This window comes from Nonomuraea sp. NPDC049758, from assembly GCF_040674635.1.
Lineage (GTDB): Bacteria > Actinomycetota > Actinomycetes > Streptosporangiales > Streptosporangiaceae > Nonomuraea.
Genome location: NZ_JBFAMZ010000014.1, coordinates 265,020 through 284,448 on the forward strand (window position 1 = coordinate 265,020; position 19,429 = coordinate 284,448).

Annotated in this window: 21 protein-coding genes and 3 tRNA genes; 10 read left to right on the top strand and 14 right to left on the bottom strand. The window is 68.3% G+C overall.

The window, feature by feature from the left end; translation table 11 throughout:
• Positions 1-33: 33 nt before the first annotated feature.
• The 3 genes from AB0J46_RS33210 to AB0J46_RS33220 all read left to right on the top strand — a co-directional run bounded on the left by AB0J46_RS33210 (position 34) and on the right by AB0J46_RS33220 (position 3,658).
• Complete coding sequence (locus AB0J46_RS33210) at positions 34-531, top strand: hypothetical protein (protein WP_364338096.1); 498 nt, start codon at positions 34-36, stop codon at positions 529-531.
• A 152-nt stretch (positions 532-683) separates the two neighbouring features.
• Positions 684-1,484, top strand: a complete 801-nt coding sequence (locus AB0J46_RS33215; protein WP_364338098.1) for a hypothetical protein — start codon at positions 684-686, stop codon at positions 1,482-1,484.
• A 473-nt stretch (positions 1,485-1,957) separates the two neighbouring features.
• Positions 1,958-3,658, top strand: a complete 1,701-nt coding sequence (locus AB0J46_RS33220; RefSeq protein ID WP_364338099.1) for a DUF3987 domain-containing protein — start codon at positions 1,958-1,960, stop codon at positions 3,656-3,658.
• Between the two features lie 199 nt (positions 3,659-3,857).
• Here AB0J46_RS33220 and AB0J46_RS33225 read toward each other — a convergent pair whose 3' ends face one another.
• The 11 genes from AB0J46_RS33225 to AB0J46_RS33275 all read right to left on the bottom strand — a co-directional run bounded on the left by AB0J46_RS33225 (position 3,858) and on the right by AB0J46_RS33275 (position 9,319).
• Positions 3,858-4,253, bottom strand: a complete 396-nt coding sequence (locus tag AB0J46_RS33225) for a hypothetical protein (protein ID WP_364338100.1) — start codon at positions 4,251-4,253, stop codon at positions 3,858-3,860.
• 74 nt (positions 4,254-4,327) lie between these two features.
• On the bottom strand, positions 4,328-4,543 hold the full coding sequence (locus tag AB0J46_RS33230) for a DUF397 domain-containing protein (protein WP_364338101.1): 216 nt from the start codon (positions 4,541-4,543) through the stop codon (positions 4,328-4,330).
• A gap of 249 nt (positions 4,544-4,792) precedes the next feature.
• Positions 4,793-5,425 carry a hypothetical protein gene (locus AB0J46_RS33235; protein WP_364338102.1) on the bottom strand — a complete coding sequence of 211 codons (633 nt, stop codon included), beginning with the start codon at positions 5,423-5,425 and terminating at the stop codon, positions 4,793-4,795.
• Entirely contained in the window at positions 5,422-5,823 is a 402-nt protein-coding gene (locus AB0J46_RS33240) for a hypothetical protein (RefSeq protein ID WP_364338104.1), read from the bottom strand. The genes AB0J46_RS33235 and AB0J46_RS33240 overlap by 4 nt, the downstream gene beginning before the upstream one ends.
• Before the next feature lie 59 nt (positions 5,824-5,882).
• Positions 5,883-6,680, bottom strand: a complete 798-nt coding sequence (locus AB0J46_RS33245; protein WP_364338105.1) for a helix-turn-helix transcriptional regulator — start codon at positions 6,678-6,680, stop codon at positions 5,883-5,885.
• A 47-nt stretch (positions 6,681-6,727) separates the two neighbouring features.
• A complete protein-coding gene (locus tag AB0J46_RS33250; RefSeq protein WP_364338106.1) occupies positions 6,728-7,246 on the bottom strand; it encodes a DUF6879 family protein in 519 nt (172 codons plus the stop codon).
• The gene (locus AB0J46_RS33255) at positions 7,221-7,451 is read right to left on the bottom strand and encodes a hypothetical protein (protein ID WP_364338107.1); all 231 of its coding nucleotides are present in this window, start codon (positions 7,449-7,451) and stop codon (positions 7,221-7,223) included. Before AB0J46_RS33255 ends, AB0J46_RS33250 begins: the two co-directional genes overlap by 26 nt.
• Positions 7,452-7,697: 246 nt before the next feature.
• Positions 7,698-7,772 (bottom strand) — tRNA-Val (locus AB0J46_RS33260).
• A gap of 7 nt (positions 7,773-7,779) precedes the next feature.
• A tRNA-Cys gene (locus tag AB0J46_RS33265) sits at positions 7,780-7,850 on the bottom strand.
• A 15-nt stretch (positions 7,851-7,865) separates the two neighbouring features.
• Positions 7,866-7,937, bottom strand: a tRNA-Gly gene (locus AB0J46_RS33270).
• A 182-nt stretch (positions 7,938-8,119) separates the two neighbouring features.
• The gene (locus AB0J46_RS33275) at positions 8,120-9,319 is read right to left on the bottom strand and encodes a hypothetical protein (protein ID WP_364338108.1); all 1,200 of its coding nucleotides are present in this window, start codon (positions 9,317-9,319) and stop codon (positions 8,120-8,122) included.
• A gap of 112 nt (positions 9,320-9,431) precedes the next feature.
• On the opposite strand from AB0J46_RS33275, the gene AB0J46_RS33280 reads away from it, so the two are divergent.
• The 3 genes from AB0J46_RS33280 to hutH are packed head-to-tail and all read left to right on the top strand — an operon-like array spanning position 9,432 to position 12,301.
• Positions 9,432-9,983 (top strand): hemerythrin domain-containing protein, encoded by a 552-nt coding sequence (locus tag AB0J46_RS33280; RefSeq protein WP_364338110.1) that lies wholly within the window; start codon positions 9,432-9,434, stop codon positions 9,981-9,983.
• Positions 9,984-10,027: 44 nt separating this feature from the next.
• The gene (locus tag AB0J46_RS33285; RefSeq protein WP_364338111.1) at positions 10,028-10,735 is read left to right on the top strand and encodes a helix-turn-helix transcriptional regulator; all 708 of its coding nucleotides are present in this window, start codon (positions 10,028-10,030) and stop codon (positions 10,733-10,735) included.
• A gap of 15 nt (positions 10,736-10,750) precedes the next feature.
• On the top strand, positions 10,751-12,301 hold the full coding sequence (gene hutH / locus AB0J46_RS33290) for a histidine ammonia-lyase (RefSeq protein ID WP_358002038.1): 1,551 nt from the start codon (positions 10,751-10,753) through the stop codon (positions 12,299-12,301).
• Between the two features lie 10 nt (positions 12,302-12,311).
• Here the strand turns inward: hutH and AB0J46_RS33295 are convergent, their stop codons facing one another.
• Complete coding sequence (locus AB0J46_RS33295; protein WP_364338112.1) at positions 12,312-13,505, bottom strand: Rid family hydrolase; 1,194 nt, start codon at positions 13,503-13,505, stop codon at positions 12,312-12,314.
• Between the two features lie 21 nt (positions 13,506-13,526).
• Here AB0J46_RS33295 and AB0J46_RS33300 point away from each other — a divergent pair, with 21 nt between their 5' ends.
• From AB0J46_RS33300 to AB0J46_RS33310, 3 genes are read left to right on the top strand one after another with little or no spacing between them, the layout of a single operon-like run.
• Positions 13,527-14,444: a LysR family transcriptional regulator gene (locus AB0J46_RS33300; protein ID WP_364338113.1), complete on the top strand. Its 918-nt coding sequence runs from the start codon at positions 13,527-13,529 to the stop codon at positions 14,442-14,444.
• 29 nt (positions 14,445-14,473) lie between these two features.
• A complete protein-coding gene (locus AB0J46_RS33305; protein ID WP_358285607.1) occupies positions 14,474-15,424 on the top strand; it encodes a chorismate-binding protein in 951 nt (316 codons plus the stop codon).
• Positions 15,421-16,251, top strand: a complete 831-nt coding sequence (locus tag AB0J46_RS33310) for an aminotransferase class IV (RefSeq protein WP_364338114.1) — start codon at positions 15,421-15,423, stop codon at positions 16,249-16,251. The genes AB0J46_RS33305 and AB0J46_RS33310 overlap by 4 nt, the downstream gene beginning before the upstream one ends.
• A 47-nt stretch (positions 16,252-16,298) precedes the next feature.
• Here AB0J46_RS33310 and AB0J46_RS33315 read toward each other — a convergent pair whose 3' ends face one another.
• Positions 16,299-17,681 carry a hypothetical protein gene (locus AB0J46_RS33315; protein WP_364338115.1) on the bottom strand — a complete coding sequence of 461 codons (1,383 nt, stop codon included), beginning with the start codon at positions 17,679-17,681 and terminating at the stop codon, positions 16,299-16,301.
• An 82-nt stretch (positions 17,682-17,763) separates the two neighbouring features.
• Here AB0J46_RS33315 and AB0J46_RS33320 point away from each other — a divergent pair, with 82 nt between their 5' ends.
• Positions 17,764-18,384, top strand: coding sequence for a DUF305 domain-containing protein (locus AB0J46_RS33320; RefSeq protein ID WP_364338116.1), 621 nt, complete (start codon positions 17,764-17,766; stop codon positions 18,382-18,384).
• Positions 18,385-18,443: 59 nt separating this feature from the next.
• On the opposite strand, the gene AB0J46_RS33325 is transcribed toward AB0J46_RS33320, so the two are convergent.
• The gene (locus AB0J46_RS33325) at positions 18,444-18,860 is read right to left on the bottom strand and encodes an SsgA family sporulation/cell division regulator (protein WP_020547189.1); all 417 of its coding nucleotides are present in this window, start codon (positions 18,858-18,860) and stop codon (positions 18,444-18,446) included.
• Between the last annotated feature and the right edge of the window lie 569 nt (positions 18,861-19,429).

Genomic DNA, 19,429 nt, shown 5'->3' on the forward strand with positions numbered 1-19,429 from the left:
CCAGACGATTGACCATCGAAGGGAGTAACCGAAATGGATGACTCGCCTAGCAACTCCGCTGAGGTCATCACCGACATCGAAACGGGTCAGGTGGCCGAAGCACCCCCAGAAGGCGCTCAGTTCGATTCTGAGGCCGATAAGTGGAAGAGCCTGAGTCGGACCAACGAAGCTCGCTGGAAGGCCGCCAGCGCCGAACTGGAGGCCGTGACCGCTAAGAACGCGGAACTGGAACAGGCCATTGCCGACAGCCAGGCTGAGCACGTGCACCAGCTTGCTGTGATCCAGCTCGACTATGCGGCCAAGGAGCGTGGCTTAGAGCTTGGCCCTGAGGCTATCGGCCGACTCAACGTATCGTCGTTCATCGACGCGGGCGGACAGGTTGATTCGGCCGCCATCACCGATTTCATCACCACCCTCGTGCCAGCCCAAAGCCAGCCTAGGTTTCCTCAGAACGTGGGTATCGGCCCGCAGGGCAGCGGACCGCCAGAAGGTCCCAAGTCCGTGCCCTTGGACGCACGGGCACGCCGGTAGACGTTCCCACAAGAAAGGTTTTTAGTTAATTGGCAATCAACCCCATCCCTCCGTACGCACATGCGGGGACTCATACTTTTGTACCCACCGAGTGGAGTAGCGAGCTCCTCACCCAGTTTGACCCTCTGCTGGTCTGGGCCTCGCCTCTGGTGGTGAACACCGACTATGAGGGCGACATCACCGCCCAGGGCGACCGAATGGTGGTCAACGGCCTCATCCGGCCTAATGTCGGTAAGTACAACGACGTGGCCGGAATGACGATCGAAGACCTGAAGACCGTTGAGCAGTACGTCGACATCACCGAGGCCGATTACGTGGCCTTCTACGTGCGCAACATCGAGACGGTTCAGGTAGCCGGCGCTTTGGCGGCGCCGGCCACTTTGGAGTCCGTCCGCGCTCTCGCGGCCTCGACAGACACGTTCGTTGGTGTCACCATCGCGGCCTCTGCGTCCAGCCTGCCTCAGGTGGACGTGGGCGGCCTGTCCACGAGCGTCGCGAAGGGTGAGGCGCTGCTGGAAGCCATCTTCGACATGATGGAGAAGCTCGACGGCAGCGACGTGCCCACAGGCCGATATGTGGTCGTCTCGCCGACGGCCAAGCGCTACCTGATGCGCGCCCCCGACGTGGCCAACGCTGCCGCTCTGGGTGAGGCTGGGGCCACGGCCAATGGCGTGGTTGCCCGCCTGGCCGGGTTCACGCTGCTGTCCACCACAGCGATGCCGACTGGCGTTGACATCCTGGCCGGGCACAAGTCGTTCACCACTTACGCCAGCCAGTTCACCGACTTCCGTAGCCAGCCGGTAGAGAAGTATCGACGTGACCAGATTGATGCCCTGCACCTTTACGGCGCGCGGGTACTGTCTTTCCCTGGCGGTAAGCAGCCCACCGCACCAAACGTCGCCGTGAAGGATTCCGAGGGCCTGGTTAAGGCCGCTGTGAAGTGGGCCGCTTAAATTCATTTCGACTATCCCCGAACCCATCACCTGGGTTCGGGGATTTCTTTGTTTTCAGGGCTGCGAGTTTGTTAGTTCTTCCACCCTCACGTGAGGGCGTTACTCCAGGTCGGCGCGCAGATGGCGTCCTTCCTGGAAAATTCGAGACCCGTACTTGGTCGGAGGAACCTCCCCCCGCGGGGTCTAATCCGCCTTCAAAAAGTGCATACCCCCTGGGCGGCCCTCTAGCTAACCATGCCGACACCCCTGGTCGTCGACCTGCTCTAACTAACTTTCTCGGAGTTTATTCGAGCAAAAGTATTGACATGAGATTCGCGCCTATGACACTTTGCTGATCGCTGGACTTGATCAACCGAGAAATGGAACAAACAAACTCGGGATCGACGAACCAGCGTCAGACACAAGACAGCCCCAGAGCGACAGAGATTGGTCGTCGCTTGCGCTCTGGGGCCACCAATCAGGGAGCGTAGCTCATGCAGTCCAACACCACCGCTGCCCGTCCCCAGGTCTCCCCAGTGGTCTACTCCGGGCTTCTGGGCAGGATCGTGCAGACCATCACCCCGCACAGCGAGGCTGACCCTGTGGGCATCCTGGGCGCTCTGCTGAGCGCCTTCAGCTCAGCGATCACCAACCTCCCTCAGGTGGTCTACGGCACGCAGAGCCAGACCCTCAGCACGTGGATCGTGCTCATCGGCAACACCGGCATGGGCCGCAAGGGCACGGCCACCCGTGCCGCCCTTCAGGTGTTCAAGGGCGCGCTTCCCGACTGGGCCAAGTCCACCGTCTTGGAAGGTTGCCCCCAGTCTGGGCCTGCCTACGTCTCCACCCTGGCGGACATGAACGGCAACGCTCTCATGATCGAGGAGGAGTTCGCCGACCTGCTCAAGGTGTCTGCCCGGTACAAGAGCTTCGGCAAGGCCATCCGGCGTAGCTGGGAAGGTGCGTCGATCAGCAACCGCACCAAGGAAGCCGTGATCCACGTGGACGCTCCCCACGTGTCCATCATCGGGAACGTGACTCCCGCTGAGTTCGCGGCCAGCATCGGCAAGGCTGACCGCGCCGGGGGCACCCTGAACCGCTTCCTGTGCCTGTACGTGGAGAGGTCCAAGAAGATCAAGCTCTCGGAGCAGATCAGCGCAAGCGCCTGGTCGGACCTGATGCGGCCACTCGTCAGAGAGTTCCGCAACGCCGTTGCCTATGCCAGGGACGTGGAGGAGGTCACCGTCTCGCGCAGCGCCATGGCGCTGTGGGATGACAAGCTGTCGGAGATGATCGACGCTCTCACGCTGGGCCGTGAGGCCATGGAGCAGTTCGCCGCACGGGCGGCTGACTACGTGTGGCGGCTCAGCGCCCTGTACGCGCTGGCCGACCGGAGAGACGAGATCACGACTCGGGACCTGGAGGCCGCCGTGGGCCTGGTCTCCTACATGTGCGACTCAGTGACCTACCTGTCGCCTGAGGTCGCGAACGGTGCCGGTTCGTCTGAGGAGACGCTCGCCACGCGCGTGGAGCAGTTCATCAAGGCCGCTGGGCCTGAGGGGGTCAACAGCACGGCCCTGTTCCGCAAGTTCGGCCGCAAGGCCGCCGAGATGAACGAGATCATCGCCGAACTCCCCAGCGTGACCATGAGCAAGGTGCAGCCCCAGGGTGGAGGCAGGCCCGCCCTGGTCTACCGCTACGAAGCCCCGGAAGAGACTTCGGAGCGCTCGAATGAACTTACTGATCTCGACTCGGAGGAGCTTCCCGAGATCTTCATGGAGGACACCGCCGAGATTGAGCAGGAGCCCGCCGAGTCGACCGCCACCGAGGAGACGGTTCCGGAGGAGGAGCCTGTTCCGGTCGCCGAGACTCCCGCCTTCCTGCCCTTCCTGAGCGATGACGAGTGGGACGAGATCGACGCCGCCCAGCCCGTCACGCCCGAGCCTGAGACGGCTCCTGAGCCCGAGCCAGTGGAGGAGACCACCGAGGAGCCTGCCGTCTCGGAGGAGGCCGTCAAGGCGTTCCTGTCCTCCCCTGCGGGGGCTGACATGCTCCAGGAGATCCTCATGTCCATGATGGCCAAGCAGGCCGCCGCCAGCCTCCCTCAGGCGGCCACGGTGACCAAGGCTTCTCGCCGGAGTCGGGCCAAGGGCACCCCCGAGGCCCTGTTCCAGGCTCCTGAGGTGGCCGCGTAGTAGTCCTGACACGAACAGGCCCCCGGCTTCACGACCGGGGGCCTGTTCCATGTGTACGTCAGCCCCGTACGTGAAATCGCAGACGTACAGGGCCACCGGCCGGGGCGGCTGACTCAGAAGTCGGCGACGGCCAGCCACCAGCCGAGCGCCCCCGCGAGCAATAGGAACGGAGCCAGGACGTAGAGATCGCGTCTACGCATCACGCCGTCACCGGAGGCTGAGGGCACGGATGGTCTACGTGCCGGTTCGGGCAGCAGATCACGCCAATCGTGATGAACCGTCCTCCGGGCAGCCACTCGCCCCACTGGACATCCACCCCACGGGGCAGCAGATCGACCGATGTCACCAGACGCTCCACCACGGGTATCCGGTCGCTGTCCGGCCGCTGTGCCGCGTACGCCGCTGCCATCCACTCCCCGGCCTTGACCGCGTCAGCGAACGTCTCGGCGATCCTCGATCGTGGCTTGATCAGCCAATCGCCTGTCCGCATCGGCGGCAAGGCGGAGGTGGGAAAGTCCGGTGAGGTGGGACGTCGCTCGGCCTCGTGCTTGAGGTCCTGCCCGTTCCCGAACCAGGTGTAGGCGTGCCAGTGCATAGCTTCCCCGTAAAGTCGAAGGAGGCGGCCCCTGCCTGATTCAGGCGGGCAGGGGCCGCCTCTTGGTGGCGGTACTAGATGGTGCGCACCCCAGCGGCGCGAAGCTCGGCACCCGTGAACCGGAGTGTCCCGGCATCCGGGTTCTTCGAGTCCCGCAGGGCGAACGTGTCGGCCACGTCGGGAATCGGCGCGATCTCGACGCAGGATTCGCCCTCGCCGTCCTCGTTGTTGTTGCCGCCGCACAGGCGGCGGAACTCCAGGTGGCCGAGGTTCTTGGCGTACAGGTCCATCTGTCTGCCCTCCTTCACACTCGGGCCGGATGGCCCGAGGTGGTTGCACGGCTGGTGGCGGGATTCGACAGCCACCGGCCGTGTGTCTGCGGGGAGCCCTGGCCGTACAACCTGGGGTCTGTGTCTGCGGAAGGACTGCCAGGGCCCCCACCCCGGCGGGGAAGAACGAGTGCCGGGGGTACTGCACCCCGGCTGAGGCTTGACGGGTCGGTCAATGTTTCTCAGCCGGGGTTGTCTGGAGGCGGGCCCCTATGCGGCCCGCTGGGTTTCACGGTCCGTTACGGCCGGCTGCACGTCATGTAGCCGCATCAGCAGCTCACGAGCCACCACGTGATGCATGTCGTACTCGTCGAACCTGACGACGGCGTTTCTCTCGAACGGCACTAGCGGCGGTAAGTAAGGAACAAACACATCCGCCCGCACCCCATGCGGCGAGCAATCGGCCACGGTGAAGACAGCAGCGTTACGCCGCAGGTGCGAACACTGCGAGATCGCTTCCGGAATGCAAGCCCGGCAAGTCGGCGGCGCGTTGGTGTAGCCGTCGCCCTCGTCCCCGTCACCGGACAACAGCCACCAGATCCGGCCCGTGTCCCGATCTACAGCGGACCGCGCGCACACCTGGCACAGCCGTTTTTCCATGCAGCGCCACTGCCTGAGCGTGTTGACCGTCGTGAAGTCGGGTCGGCCCGTGCGATTCTGGCCCTGTCGCAGGAGGAGGGCACCGTTGCGGAAGTCGCCCCGTTGGGGCACGGCGTAGCTCAGTCGCAACCCGCCATGGCGCGGTACCCACTTCAGCGGAGGGTTCTGAGCCTCTCCTGTCCAGCCGATCACGTACGGATAGCGGAACGCTCGCTTGCTTGCCGTGGCCGTGGCCATGGTCATGCCAACGCTCCGGCGTTCTGTGCGACCAGTAGGCCGACACGGTTCGGGTGGTCGCTTGGCACCATCTCGATTCGGTCGTGCCGAGCTTCGTTGTCCGGGCCGACGCGGGCCAACTCGACGGCGTAGCTGCCGGAGCGAGGGCCGATGGTGACCGTGGCGATTCTCCACCCGCCATCTGCGAAGATGACGAGCTGAGGGGGATGCCACTGCTTCTGCACGCCCGAGCCGTTCGTCTTCGCCTCGATCCAAATTCGCTTGATCAAGTGGGCGTTGACGCCATCGGCCTCCAGCAGAGCAAGAACGCGGTCCAGGGCGGCGCTCTGGGCTTCGGCTACTTCCTCGGACACGGGTTCCCCGAGCACGTCCTCAGCGGTTGCGGTTGTGTGCGTGAGGGTCATGCCTCGACGCTAGGAGTGAAGGATCTCGGCATCCAAGGCGTTTGCCGCTCTTTGCCGCACTAACTCAGCCGTGCCCGTGCCTCGCGGATAAGCGTCTTGGCTTTGGCTCCGTACACGGCGGACGCCGCGAGCTGCTCAAAGGCTCGCTCGTACAGTGCGACCTCATGAGACTGGCTCAGGGCCAGGCTGGCGGCAAGGGTCTCGATCTGGACCACGCGGCGATCGAGGATCCAGAAGCCCGTCAAGGGCAGTGCTTTATGGCGAGCTGCGGTGGGGATGATGCCCAACCTGACCGTAGGCAACTCCATGTCGTGAAGGAGTTGATCGAGTTGGCCCGGGATCACGTCGGGGGGCACGACGCCTGCGCTGAGGGCCACCTCGCAGATCACCGCGTGGAAGCGATGCTTCTTCCGAAAGAGGATGTGGCGACGCTCCATCCGTGCTTGGACGCCTTGGGCCACGTCGTTGGGTACACGCAGTAGCTCCACGACGCTGGTCATCACCGAGCCGGCGTATTCGGGGGTTTGGAAGAGCCCGGGTATGTAGAACGTCTCGAACATACGAAACAAACTCGTCTCGGCTTCCATCGTCAGCCGGTCACGCTGACGCTTACGCGTTCCGATGCCGAGTTGCCTCCGCCATTCCACGTACATGGTCTCGATGGAGCGGAGCGTGGCCACCAAGTCGGCTAGCTGATCTTCCGCGTGGCAGTGCTCGCACCACACCCGTAGATCGTCCTCGGAAGCGTTGCGCTTGCCGTACTCGATACGGGAGACCTTGGAGGAGTGCCAGCCTGCCATGGTCGCCAGCGCGACGCCTGACAGCCCGGCATCCCTGCGGATGTCCCTCAGGCGCACGCCGAGTGCCTCGCGTGCCTTCTGTGCTGGCGTAGACACTGGAGCGGCTACGCGACGTACTGGGCGTAGGGAATCGCCCTCGCCCACACCTGGTCTCGCACCGTGCGGCATTCCTCAAGCAGGCCGGGATCAGAGACCAGGCCGAAGCCTCCTGAGGAGCCGTCCGGCATGAACAAGCTGAGGACCAAGGTGTCCTCGTCGAGCAGCCAGTAGTCCTCTTCGGGCAGGTGGATGTCGGCGGCCTGATGTCGGGGCAGATAGCGGATGTCCTCGCCTGCCTCGATGTTCTGGGGATCGATGGTCATGGCCCATTTGATGTAGTCGCTCAAGGGCTCGGTCACGATCCGGGCCCGCTGGATGATCGTGCCTCGGCGGGTGGACATCCGGGCGAAGGACAACCAGGACTGGTGCCACTGGTAGTCATCCGTTTCGCCCAGAAGCCACCTGCGGAACGGTCCCTCTTCGTCCTCGACGCCGTAGGAGTCCCTCATCTCCAGATGGAAGGCTCGCCGACGCCTGAGCCACAGCGCCCGGAAGTCGTCACGGGTTAGGCGCTGCGTCTCCATGGTCGAGCCACTCCTTGGGTAGGTGCCGCATCAGTTCCCTGGGAACCTCCAAGAACGTCTCGTGGTCGGGTACGTCCTTGAGGGTTTCGAGGGCTTCGGAGTCTGTGATCTTCCATCCTTGCACCACGATGGTGCCCCGGTCGGTGGCGTACAGGGTTGGGGACTGATCCCCGGTCGTCTCCTTGCCCAGGAACGTCAACTTCATGATCGCTACCTCCGCTGGAGCTTTGCCGCACTTTGCTCGACTCCGCGATCGTCAGCCCAGGTCGGAGCTACGTCAACCCCTCACTCGGAGAAGCGTCTGTCATGGGGTCAGCACAACGTCAGCACCGGTGCTGACAACAACCCTGATCAACCCGGAACAACAAGAAGCCCCAGACTCCCGGCGTGTGCCGTGAGCTGGGGCTATAGCTCCTGTTTGACCAGGTTAGACCTGATCTGCTATGGAACCTGGTGGACGATACTGGGATTGAACCAGTGACCTCTTCCGTGTCAGGGAAGCGCTCTCCCGCTGAGCTAATCGTCCTTCGTAGAGGTGGCGACGGGATTTGAACCCGTGTGGACGGCTTTGCAGGCCGCTGCCTCGCCTCTCGGCCACGCCACCGAGCCGGAAGCTCCGAGCGGAAGACGGGATTCGAACCCGCGACCCTCACCTTGGCAAGGTGATGCTCTACCACTGAGCCACTTCCGCGTGCGCCCCGCTCGTGCCGGGCGACGAGAGAACTCTAGCGAATCCTCGCCGAGTCCCCAAACCGGAGCGCTTCCGCGCAGGTCGTCCCAGGTGCGGCCCGGCCGCGCCCACCGCCCCGGGGCGGAACACGGGGCACGGCGCGAGCCGGGGCGCCCCGGTCAGCGCCCCGGTCAGCGGCGGGGTCAGCGGCCCAGTTGCATGCCCGCCGGATGCGGCCCCTCGGTCTCAAGCCGGTACTCCCGCCCCGACACCGCCCGGTTGTCGTCGATGACCCGCTCCGACGGCGGCTTCTCCCCGCCCAGGACCGCCTCCTGCATGCGCGTGAAGCGCTGGTGGGCCTCCTGGACGTACCCGGTGCCCAGCGTGGTGCAGTCGATCTGGGTGGCCAGCAGCTCCCGCAGGTACGCCTTGTTCGGCTCGAACGTCACCGGCGGCGGCAGCTCGGGAGCCAGCACCTGGTCGGGATCCCGCCCGTCGAACCGCTTGAACAGCTCGCAGGCCAGCCGCAGGTGCTCGATCTCCATGTTCAGGTGCAGCTCCCAGACGGCCTTCACCCTGGGGTCGGACTCGGTCTCCATGAAGGAGTGGTAGAGGTAGCACTCGTTGTACTCGTGGTTGAGCAGCATCTCCCACCAGCTCTCGCCCGGGTCGACCAGCGACTCGTAGTGGGTGACGTGCTCCTCCTCCACCATGGCGATCTCCTGGTAGAGCTGCCGGGCGATCGGCTCCATGGCCAGCGGCCCGACGTTCATGTAGAAGTTCATGGTCTGCTGCTCGGCCGCCATGACGGTCAGGGCGTGCAGTTTCGACAGCGGTTCGGTGTGGTGCCGGTCGTACGGCTCGCGCACGTTGTCGACCGGGTCCCGGTGGTGCAGGTACGTCGGCCGCCCCGGCATGACCTCGGTGACCCCGTCCACGATCTTCTCGGCCTTGCGGTGCTCGATCATCTCGTAGAGGTTGGCGTACCGGTAGAGGTGGTCGAAGTCCTCCAGCACCCCGAACTGGTACGCCTGCGTCAGGTACGGGTCCGGCTCCATGCGCGCCACCCACGCCGTCAGGTCCACCGCGACCTGCTCGTAGGCGATGGTGGTCTCCAGCACCGACGCGACGCCGGGCAGCAGCCAGTTGACCGCCTTCTGCTGCTGCGCCTCGATGTAGCGCACCCGGGCGAGCTGCCGCCTCAGCTCCAGGTCGGTGCAGTGGCGGGCGAGCTGGTGGCTGAACAGGACCGCCTCGGTCTCGATGCCGTTCATCGTGATGATCCGGCAGCGGGTGTACGGGTCGGCGTGGTCGGGATCGATGGGCGAGACGTTGAGCTCCCGCCAGTCGCGCAACTGCTCGTCCAGCGGGATGCCCCGCTCCTGAAGTGGGTCGAAGGCCATGTCGCTGCGCCTACCCGCGGCCTGGTGGGGCAACCTCCGCGTTGCGTCGCCGAACGATCCGCGTTCGGTAAGGAGGCGCGTGCCCGACCGGCGCCCGGGTAGGCCGCTGGACGTGGCTGAACACGATGTCATCGACGTGCTGATGGCCCAGCACGGCCAGATCAGGGACCTGTTCGACGAGGTGGAGCAGGCGCCGCCGGAACGGGTGGCGGAGGCGTTCGAGCGGCTGATCCGCCTGCTGGCCGTGCACGAGACCGCCGAGGAGGAGATCGTCCACCCCTATGCGCGCAGGAAGGTGGACGGCGGTCCAGGCGTGGTGGCCGACCGGCTGGCCGAGGAGAACCGGGCCAAGCGCCTGCTCGTCGAGATCGACCGGGCGGGCGTGGACGACCCGGCGTTCTGGGAGAAGCTGGCCGAGCTGCGCACGGCGGTCACCATGCACGCCCGCAGCGAGGAGCGCTACGAGTTCGCCCAGCTGCGCAACAGCACCTCCGTCGTGGAACGCCGGGCCATGGCGGCGGCGGTGCGGGCGGCCGAGGCGGTCGGGCCGCTGCGGCCGCGTCCCGGCGTGGAGTCGGCGACGAAGAACGTGCTGATCGGCACGCCCCTCGCGCTGATGGACCGGGCCCGCGAGATCATCAGGAAGGCCCTGGGGAGCGGCTGACACTTCGTCCCAGGACGAAATGTCGGTGCGTTAGCGTCGTGGGCATGGAGCACATCGCCCGTGACGCCGACATCGCGCCCGTCGCCGCGCTCATCGCCGACCCCACCAGGGCCGCCATGCTGACCGCGCTGCTCGGCGGCCGGGCCCTGGCCGCCGGCGAGCTGGCCAGGGTCGCCGGGGTGAGCGCCGCGACCGCCAGCGCCCATCTGTCCCGGCTGCTCGACGGGAGCCTGGTCGACGTCGTCCGGCAGGGCCGCCACCGCTACTACCGGCTGGCCGGGCACGAGATCGCCGAGGTGCTGGAGACCCTGGCCAGGGTGAGCGCCCGCCCGCCGGTGCGCTCCCTGCGCCAGTCCCGGCAGGCGCGCCTGCTGGAGGAGGCCCGCACCTGCTACGACCATCTGGCCGGACGCGCCGGCGTCGCCCTGCTCGACCGGCTCAGGGACGGCGGCTTTTACGACCGCCAGGACCTCACCTCCGACGGCGAACGGCTGCTGACGGGCCTGGGTGTGGACGTCGAGGGCGCCCGCAGGACCAGGCGGCGCTTCGCCCCGGAATGCCTCGACTGGACCGAACGCCGGTCGCATCTCGGCGGCGCCCTGGGTGCCGCGATCACCGACGTCCTCCTGGAACGCGGCTGGTACCGGCGCGGATCGGTGCCGCGCGCGGTGGTCCTCACCGACGAGGGCAGGGAGGGGCTGGCGGCGATCTTCCCGAGTAAGGAGCTAACATCGGGTACGCCGGTTACCTAAGCGAGAGAGACGATCATGCGCGACAACGGAGTCGTGAACGTCGGCCCCGAGCCTTTGAGCTTCGACGACGTCATCAAGGTGGCCCGCCACGGCGCCGCCGTGCAGCTCACCGACGACGCGGTGGCCGCCATGGCGGCCGCCCGCCAGCGGGTGGACGAACTTGCCGAGAGCCCCGTGCCCGCCTACGGCGTCTCCACCGGGTTCGGCGCCCTGGCCACCCGGCACATCGACCCCGCGCTGCGCGCCCAGCTCCAGCGCTCGCTGGTGCGCTCGCACGCGGCGGGCAGCGGCCCCGAGGTCGAGACCGAGGTGGTGCGCGCGCTCATGCTGCTGCGCCTGCACACCCTGGCCACCGGCCACACCGGCATCAGGCCGGGCACCGCCAAGACCCTGGCCGCGCTGCTCACCGCCGGCATCACGCCGGTCGTGCACGAGTACGGCAGCCTCGGCTGCTCCGGCGACCTCGCGCCGCTGGCCCACGTGGCGCTGACGCTGATGGGCGAGGGCGTCGTCCGCGACGCCGCGGGGGAGCTCCAGCCCGCCGGGGAGGCGCTCAAGCAGGCCGGCATCGAGCCGGTCGAGCTGGCCGCCAAGGAGGGCCTGGCCCTGATCAACGGCACCGACGGCATGCTCGGCATGCTCATCCTGGCCATCTCCGACCTCACCAGGCTGGTCAGGACCGCCGACATCAGCGCGGCGATGAGCGTCGAGGCGCTGCTCGGCACCGACCGCGTCTTCATGCCGGAGCTCCAGGCTCTGCGCCCCCACCCCGGCCTGGCCAGGTCCGCCGCCAACATGACCAGGATCCTGGCCGGCTCCGGCGTCATGGCCAGCCACCGCGACCCGCAGGCGTGCACCCGCGTCCAGGACGCGTACTCGCTGCGCTGCGCCCCGCAGGTCGCCGGCGCCGCCCGTGACACGATCGCGCACGCCGCCACCGTGGCCGGCTGGGAGCTGGCCAGCGCCGTGGACAACCCGGCCGTGCTCGACGACGGCCGGGTGGAGTCCAACGGCAACTTCCACGGCGCGCCCGTGGGCTACGTGCTCGACTTCCTCGCCGTCGTGGCCGCCGACCTGGCCTCGATGTCCGAACGCCGCACCGACCGCTTCCTCGACGTGGCCCGCAACCACGGCCTGCCCGCGTTCCTGGCCGACGACCCCGGCGTCGACTCCGGCCACATGATCGCCCAGTACACCCAGGCCGCGATCGTCTCGGAGCTGAAGCGGCTGGCCGTGCCCGCCAGCGTCGACTCCATCCCCAGCTCGGCCATGCAGGAGGACCACGTCTCCATGGGCTGGTCGGCGGCGCGCAAGCTGCGCAGGTCGGTCGACGGGCTGACGCGGGTGCTGGCCGTCGAGGTGCTCACCGCGGCCCGCGCGCTCGACCTGCGCGCCCCCCTGGAGCCCGCGCCGGCGACCGCGGCCGTGGTCAGGGCGCTGCGCGAGAACGTGCCCGCGCCGGGCCCCGACCGCTTCCTCGCGCCGGAGATCGAGTCCGCCGTGCGGCTGGTGGCCGAGGGCGGCGTCGTGGCCGCGGCGGAGTCGGTCACCGGGCCGCTCGACTAGCCTCTCCCGCTCAGCGGGGGAGGGCGACGATCAGGTCCATCTCCATCACCAGCCCCGGCCGGAACAGCTTCGACACCTCGACGGTCGTGCTGGCCGGGGGCGTGCCGGTGACGTACCGGTTGCGCACGTCCCTGAGCTGGAGGATGTCGTCCATGTCCGTCAGGTACGTGCGGATGAAGGCGACGTCCTGCCAGGTCGCGCCCTGGTCGGCCAGGATGCGCGTGGTGACCGCGAAGATGTGTTCGGCCTGGTCCTTCAGCGAGCCGGGGGCGACCACGTGCCCCTGCTCGTCGAAGGCGGCCTGGCCGGAGACGTAGAGCATGTCGCCGACCCGGACGGCGTGCGAGTACGCGCCGTTCGTGGCCGGGATCGTGGACAGGTTCAGCGGCACCGCGCGCGCGGCCGGGGCGCCGCCGACGTGCTCGGCCACCGCCGTCAGGTCGCGTTCGCCCAGCCCGGCCGCCCGCGCCTCCTGCAGGCGTCGCCGGGCGGCCGTGGCCATCGACGCGCCCTCCCACGCCGCCAGCTCCAGGTCCTTGGCGGCCAGGCCGAGCGAGTACCGGGTCTCGGTGGCGGGCGTGCGCAGCCGTTCGGCGACCTGGCCGAGCGGCGTGCCGGCCAGCACGTCGAGCAGCGCGTCCCGGTCCACGCCGTGCGCCGCCCCGTACGCCAGCGTCTCGGCGACCAGCACCTGCGCGGGCACGATCGCGCTCATGACGGCGATCTTCATCGCCGCGCCGGACCCCAGCGGCCCGGTCTCGCGCACGCCGCCGAACACCGACAGCACCTCGCGGCAGCCCGACACGTCGCCGCCGGCCAGCACCACCAGCGAGCCGTCCGCCGCCGGGCCCACACTGCCCAGCACCGGCGCGTCCACCAGCGCGACCGACGCGGGCAGCAGCTCACGCAGCTCGCGCACCGCCTCCGGGCCGATCGTGGACATCTCCACCACCGTCGCGCCGGGCCGCAGACCGGGCAGCGCTGCCGTCAGCACCTCGCGCACCGCCGCCGGATCGCTGAGCATGCTGATCACCAGCTCGGCGCCGTCCACCGCCTCGGCGACCGGCACGCCGGTCCCACGCCGCCACGTCGTCACCTTGTGCCCGGCCTCCACGAGTCGCCGAGCCATGGGGACGCCCATGCGTCCCTGTCCGAGAAATGCAATCACGGGAACAGTGAACAGGGATGCGAGGTATTCCACCACCGACTAGATTGCATGGCAGCCATGCACGAGACGAATGCCTTTGACCTCCAAGCCCTCCGCCTCTTCGACGAGGTGGCCAGGAGCGGTTCCTTCACCGCCGCCGCCGAGCTGCTCGGCTACACCCAGTCCGCGGTCTCCCGGCGCATCGCCGCGCTGGAACGGGCCGGCGGCGGCCCCCTGTTCGAACGCCTGGCGCGCGGCGTGCGCCTGACCCCCGCCGGCACGGCCCTGCACCGGCACGCCGTCGCCGTGCTCGACCGGCTGGCCCGCGCCGGTGAGGAACTGGCCGCGATCCACGCCGGGCGCGGCGGCACGCTGCGCGTGGGCGCGTTCGCCACCGCCAACGTCGACCTCATGCCCTCCACGCTGAAGCGTTTCCTGGCCGCCCACCCCGGCGTCGAGCTGCGGATGACGGAGGCGCTGACCTCGCGGCTCATGGAACGCCTGCACGCCGGGGCGCTCGACGTGGCCGTGATCAGCGACTATCCGGCCGGGCTGCCCGCCGAGGACGCCCGGCTCGTCCGGCTCTGCCAGGACCGGCTGCTCGTCGCGCTGCCCGCGGGCCACCCGCTGGCCGCCGACCCCGACGTGGACCTGCGCGACCTGGCCGAGGAGAACTGGATCGAGGCCGCGCCGCGCGGGCAGCCGACGCCGCTGGTGGCCGCGTGCGCCGCCGCCGGATTCACGCCGCGCGGCGGGCTGCGGGTGGCCGAATGGTCGGGCAAGTTCGGGTTCGTCGCCGCCGGGTTCGGCGTGACGCTGGTGCCCGAGCTGGCCGCGCGGGCGGTGCCGCCGAACCTGGTGCTCAAGCCGCTGCGCGCGGCCACCCCCGTCCGCACGGTGTACGCGGCCCTTCCCGAGGTTCCCCTGCCCTCCGCGCTGCAACTGGTCGAGATGCTGGGACAATGGGAGATGTGTACGACGGTTTCGCCCACTTAAACGGTCATCTCGCCACCGGACTCCGCGACGTGACGACCGACCTCGCCGCCCTCGACGGCGAGGGCTGGTGGGCCGTCGTCGTCGATTACGAGGGCACGGCGACCTGCGCCCGCTTCGACCGCGTGCGCCCGTCCGCGCTGCCCTCGCCCAGGAGCCCTTGGCACGGTCCACATCCGGGCCAGTGGCATACCTCGCTCGACCGGGCCGCCTACGAACGCGGCGTGCGCGCGATCCGCGACCACATCGAGCGGGGCGAGGTCTACCAGGCCAACCTCTGCCGCGTCCTGTCCGCACCCGTCCCGCCCGGCGCCGATCCGCTGGCGCTGGCCGCGCGGCTGGCCGAGGGCAACCCGGCCCCGTACGCCGCCGTCGTCGACGTGCCCGGGCTGAGCGTGGTGTCGGCCTCGCCGGAGCTCTACCTGTCGCGCGAGGGCGACGTCGTGGAGTCCGGCCCCATCAAGGGCACCGGCGTCACCGCCGCCGACCTGCTGGAGAAGGACTACGCCGAGAACGTCATGATCGTCGACCTGGTCCGCAACGACCTGGGCCGGGTCGCGGCGGTCGGCTCGGTCGAGGTGCCCTCCCTGTGCGCGGTCGAGGAGCATCCGGGTCTCGTCCACCTCGTCTCCACCGTGCGGGCCAGGCTCGCGCCAGGAGCGGGCTGGCCGGAGCTGTTCGCCGCCACTTTCCCGCCCGGGTCTGTCACGGGCGCGCCCAAGTCGTCCGCTCTGCGCATCATCAATGAGCTCGAACCGGTCCCCCGGGGGCCCTACTGTGGTGCCGTGGGCTGGGTCGACGCCGACCGGGGCAGGGCGGCGCTGGCCGTGGGCATCCGAACATTCTGGATCTCAGCAGGCGAGATCCGCTTCGGCACCGGCGCGGGCATCACGTGGGGCAGCGACCCCGCGCGTGAATGGTCCGAGACCGAGCTGAAGGCGTCCAGGCTCATCTCACTGGCATCCTCAGGAGGAAACGCATGAACATCCCTGTCTGGGTCAACGGGGAACTGATCGACCCCGCGCAGGCCACCGTCTCCGTGTTCGACCACGGGCTCATGGTCGGCGACGGCGTCTTCGAGACGATCAAGATCGTCGACGGCGAGTCGTTCGCGCTCACCCGGCACCTCGACCGGCTCACCCTCTCGGCCCAGCGCATGGACCTGCCCGAGCCCGACGTCGAGGCCATCGCCGAAGGCGTCGGCAAGCTGCTGGCGGCCGCCCCCGCCTGGCCGCTCGGCCGCATCCGCATCACCTACACCAGCGGCCCAGGCCCGCTCGGCTCCGACCGGGGCAACCAGGGAACCACCTCGATCGTCATCGTCGACGAGCAGAAGCCGTTCCCCGAGACCGCCAACGTGGCCGTCGTCCCCTGGCCGCGCAACGAGCGCGGCGCGCTGTCCGGCGTCAAGAGCACCTCCTACGGCGACAACGCCAAGGCCCTGCTGCACGCCAAGAACCAGGGCGCCGGGGAGGCGATCTTCGGCAACCTCGCGGGCGACCTGTGCGAGGGCACCGGCTCCAACATCTTCATCGTGCGCGACGGCCGCCTGATCACCCCCACGCTCGCCTCCGGCTGCCTGGCCGGCGTCACCCGCGCGCTGGTGCTCGAATGGTGCGGCGGCGAGGAGACCGACGTCCCGCTGCAGGCCCTGTACGAGGCCGAGGAGGCGTTCCTCACCTCCACCACCCGCGACATCCAGCCGATCAGGCTGGTCGACCGGACCGAGCTGCCCACCGCGCCCGGCCCGATCACCGCCAAGGCCATGCGGATCTTCGCCGAGCGCGCCGCCGCCGACCTCAACCCCTGACCCGCCCTCGACAGGGCCCCGCCTCCGGGGCCCTGTCCCTTCATCCGTCAGTACGACTTCTGCGTCTGGACGTTGAACTCGTCCATCTTCACCTGCTTGGCCGGATCCGTGATCGGGTCGTCGATGCGCAGCACGTCCAGGCCCTCGCGCATGTCGCTGGAGTAGATGTAGCCGTTGTAGTAGTAGGCCGACCACGAGCCGGCGATGCCGCCCTCCGGGTACGGGCGCCGCTCGAAGAAGCCGATCTCCCTGGGGTTGGCCGAGTCGGTGAAGTCCCAGACCGACACCCCGCCCTGGTACCACGACTGGACCATGACGTCCTTGCCCTTCACCGGGATCAGCGAGCCGTTGTGGGCCACGCAGTTCTCGTCCGGCTCCTGGTTGCGCGGGATCTTGAAGTAGCCCCGGCGCTCCAGCTTGCCGTTCACCAGGTCGTACACCGCGTCGGCGCCCTTGGTGCGCGGCGTGCCGGCGTCGCAGGTGGCCTGGCTGCCGCCGCCCAGCTCGTCCCCGAAGACGACCTTCGTCGCGTCGTTGTTGAACGTCGCCGAGTGCCAGATCTGGAAGTTCTCGGTGTCGCGGATCTGCTGGATCACCCGTGGTCTGACCGGGTCGGAGATGTCGAGCAGCACGCCGTCGCCGAAGCAGGCCGCCGCGGCGAGCTTCTTCTCCGGGTAGGCGGTGATGTCGTGGCAGCCCGCGAACATCTCGGTGTTCTGCTCCTGGGGGAAGATGTTCGGCTGTGCCACGACCTTGGCGGACTTGGGGTCGTCCAGCGGGATCTCCACGATCTGGATGTTCTGGTGCGGCGGCGAGCAGGTCCGCGAGTCCGGCTCTGGGCCGGGGGAGGAGACGTAGACGTAGAGCTTGTCGTCGGTGGGGACCATGGTGTGGGTGTGGGAGCCGCAGTCCGTCAGCACCGCGCCGACGTAGCGCGGGCGCTTCTTGTCGCTGATGTCGAACAGGCGCAGACCCTCCCAGTTGCGGGTCTCCTCGTTGGAGTCGCAGCCCGCGCTGCCGCGCGGCTCGTCGACCGAGAGGATCAGCAGGTCGCCGTGCACGCTCACGTCGTTCTGCTGCGCCGGGCAGGACACCTGGCTCACCGTCTTCGGCCTGGCCGGGTCGCTGATGTCGTAGATCGTGAACCCGGCGAAGTTCCCGACGAACGCGTAATCGCCCTGAAAGGCCAGGTCGGTGTTGAAGTTGTCGTCCCCGGCGAACGGGCCGGAGCGCGGGACGTTCGCCACGTGCTTGACGTTGGCGCTGGTCAGCACCTCGCCCGTGCCCGACGCCGTGCCTGACGCCGTGCCGCTCTCCTTCGAGGAGGCCGGCCCCGGATCACCGGCCGGCGGCGGTTCCGCCGCGCACGCCGAAGCCAGCAACAACGCCGCGCACAACACCGCTCCGCGCAACTTGGCGAAGATCAACACGCGTCCCCTTTATCTCTCGTGGCCCACTATGGAAGTTATGCCAGCACGTTGGTGGCCGCGTACGATCTCCATCACAGTTGTGATGACATTTGCGCTTTCGGCCTGTTCTCAGCCGCCTGCCCCGGACATCCCGGTCGTCGGGACGGACGCCCCCGTCCTGGTGCCCGCCGGCCCCGGAGCCTCGGCCCGGACGGCGACCCCCGGGGAACGCGTCGGCCCGAGCCCGGCCCCCACCCTCGCCGCCGACGTGCGCTTCGCCGAGGCGATGATCCCGCACCACCGGCAGGCGCTGGAGATGACCTCCCTGGTCGAGGCCCGGACGACCACCCCGGTCATCCGCGCGCTCGCCCGCTCGATCACCGCCGCCCAGACCCCCGAGATCAGGTCCATGACCGTCTGGCTCGCCGAACTGGGCCGCCCGGCCCCCGCCGGCCACGACCACGGCGCGGCGGCCGGCTACGGCATGGCCACCGAACAGCAGCTGAACGCCCTGCGAGGGGCCAAGGGGACCGCGTTCGACCAGCTGTTCCTGCGCCTGATGACCCGGCACCACCAGGGCGCGGTGAAGATGGCGGGGGAGGAGCTGGCCGGCGGCCGCGACTACCGCATGCGCCTGCTGGCCAGGGACGTCTACTCCGGCCAGAGCATCGAGATCGAACGCATGCGCCAGGCCGCGACCACGCTCCCGTCCCTCCCGTCCTGACGCCGCACATGCCGAGGCCCCGGCGTCGGGGTGGACGCCGGGGCCTCGGGTGTGACGGTTCAGGACGGCCAGAGCATGTTGGTGAGCTCGGCGTCCAGGTCCATGAAGTCGGTCTCGCGCCCCGCGGGCACCTTCTCGTACGTCCGGTGGAGGAACTCCGTGAGGGGGGCCAGCGGCACTTCGAAGAGCGCCTGCCCGAACGGCGAGGTGAGGCTGATGTGCAGGGTGCGCTCGCCATCGGCGCGTGCGGGCCATACCTGCACGTCGCCGTCGCCGACCCGCCGCACGATGCCTACGGTCAGCAGTTCACGAGCAAAGATCCACTCGACCGGCTCGTCGTTCCCTACGTGGAAGGCCATGCGGATGGCATACGGATCGTCGGCTGTGTAGCTCAGTCCGGCGAGCAGGGGGACGGTAGTACGGTCGGGGACCACTAGCCGAAGGCCAAGCTCGGCGGAGACGGTGGTGCTGTTCATCGTCAGCCAAACCTTTTCGTCGTAGGTCCCCTCTTCGGGGCTTTCACTGCTCTGACGGACTTCGTCCTGAGCTATGACGCGGAACGAAGAAACCTGTAGGAAAGATTCCGCCTCAAGGGCCTTCTGTAACACACATCACAGCTGGACATTTAGGCATCTACCTGGCTAAACGGCATCAATCGGGTCGTATTTGCGAGGGTTTTGCTGTTGTAGAGCCTGCCCCGACGGGCTCGACCAAGAACGTTTCTACCGAAAAGATCGCGATCGGTGTCTTCCGGGACACGTCGATGGTATGACACCGACCCACCACGCCGATGGGCAACCGCCGCCTTTCGCTCGAATCCCTCGCGCCAGGAGCTCCCGAAGATCGCCCCGCGACCGCTCCGTTTGGGACTGTACAAAGAACGGTGTGACTCCTGATCATGGAGGACGCACCTGATGAGTACTGTGATCCAGGCATCGACGGAGATCGAGCTGGAGGACGCCACGGTGGCGCGCAAGAAGCCGGAGGAATCGACGGATCGGGAGCTGGTGGCCCGGCTGGTGGACCAGGCCCGCGCCGAGGGCAT

Bases quoted from the DNA above. Each gene is read 5' to 3' on its own strand.
- AB0J46_RS33210 (WP_364338096.1), top strand. From the start codon at position 34: ATGGATGACTCGCCTAGCAACTCCGCTGAGGTCATCACCGACATCGAA.
- AB0J46_RS33220 (WP_364338099.1), top strand. From the start codon at position 1,958: ATGCAGTCCAACACCACCGCTGCCCGTCCCCAGGTCTCCCCAGTGGTC.
- AB0J46_RS33225 (WP_364338100.1), bottom strand. From the start codon at position 4,253: ATGCACTGGCACGCCTACACCTGGTTCGGGAACGGGCAGGACCTCAAG.
- AB0J46_RS33230 (WP_364338101.1), bottom strand. From the start codon at position 4,543: ATGGACCTGTACGCCAAGAACCTCGGCCACCTGGAGTTCCGCCGCCTG.
- AB0J46_RS33235 (WP_364338102.1), bottom strand. From the start codon at position 5,425: ATGACCATGGCCACGGCCACGGCAAGCAAGCGAGCGTTCCGCTATCCG.
- AB0J46_RS33240 (WP_364338104.1), bottom strand. From the start codon at position 5,823: ATGACCCTCACGCACACAACCGCAACCGCTGAGGACGTGCTCGGGGAA.
- AB0J46_RS33250 (WP_364338106.1), bottom strand. From the start codon at position 7,246: ATGGAGACGCAGCGCCTAACCCGTGACGACTTCCGGGCGCTGTGGCTC.
- AB0J46_RS33255 (WP_364338107.1), bottom strand. From the start codon at position 7,451: ATGAAGTTGACGTTCCTGGGCAAGGAGACGACCGGGGATCAGTCCCCA.
- AB0J46_RS33275 (WP_364338108.1), bottom strand. From the start codon at position 9,319: ATGGCCTTCGACCCACTTCAGGAGCGGGGCATCCCGCTGGACGAGCAG.
- AB0J46_RS33285 (WP_364338111.1), top strand. From the start codon at position 10,028: ATGGAGCACATCGCCCGTGACGCCGACATCGCGCCCGTCGCCGCGCTC.
- hutH (WP_358002038.1), top strand. From the start codon at position 10,751: ATGCGCGACAACGGAGTCGTGAACGTCGGCCCCGAGCCTTTGAGCTTC.
- AB0J46_RS33300 (WP_364338113.1), top strand. From the start codon at position 13,527: ATGCACGAGACGAATGCCTTTGACCTCCAAGCCCTCCGCCTCTTCGAC.
- AB0J46_RS33310 (WP_364338114.1), top strand. From the start codon at position 15,421: ATGAACATCCCTGTCTGGGTCAACGGGGAACTGATCGACCCCGCGCAG.
- AB0J46_RS33320 (WP_364338116.1), top strand. From the start codon at position 17,764: ATGACATTTGCGCTTTCGGCCTGTTCTCAGCCGCCTGCCCCGGACATC.
- AB0J46_RS33325 (WP_020547189.1), bottom strand. From the start codon at position 18,860: ATGAACAGCACCACCGTCTCCGCCGAGCTTGGCCTTCGGCTAGTGGTC.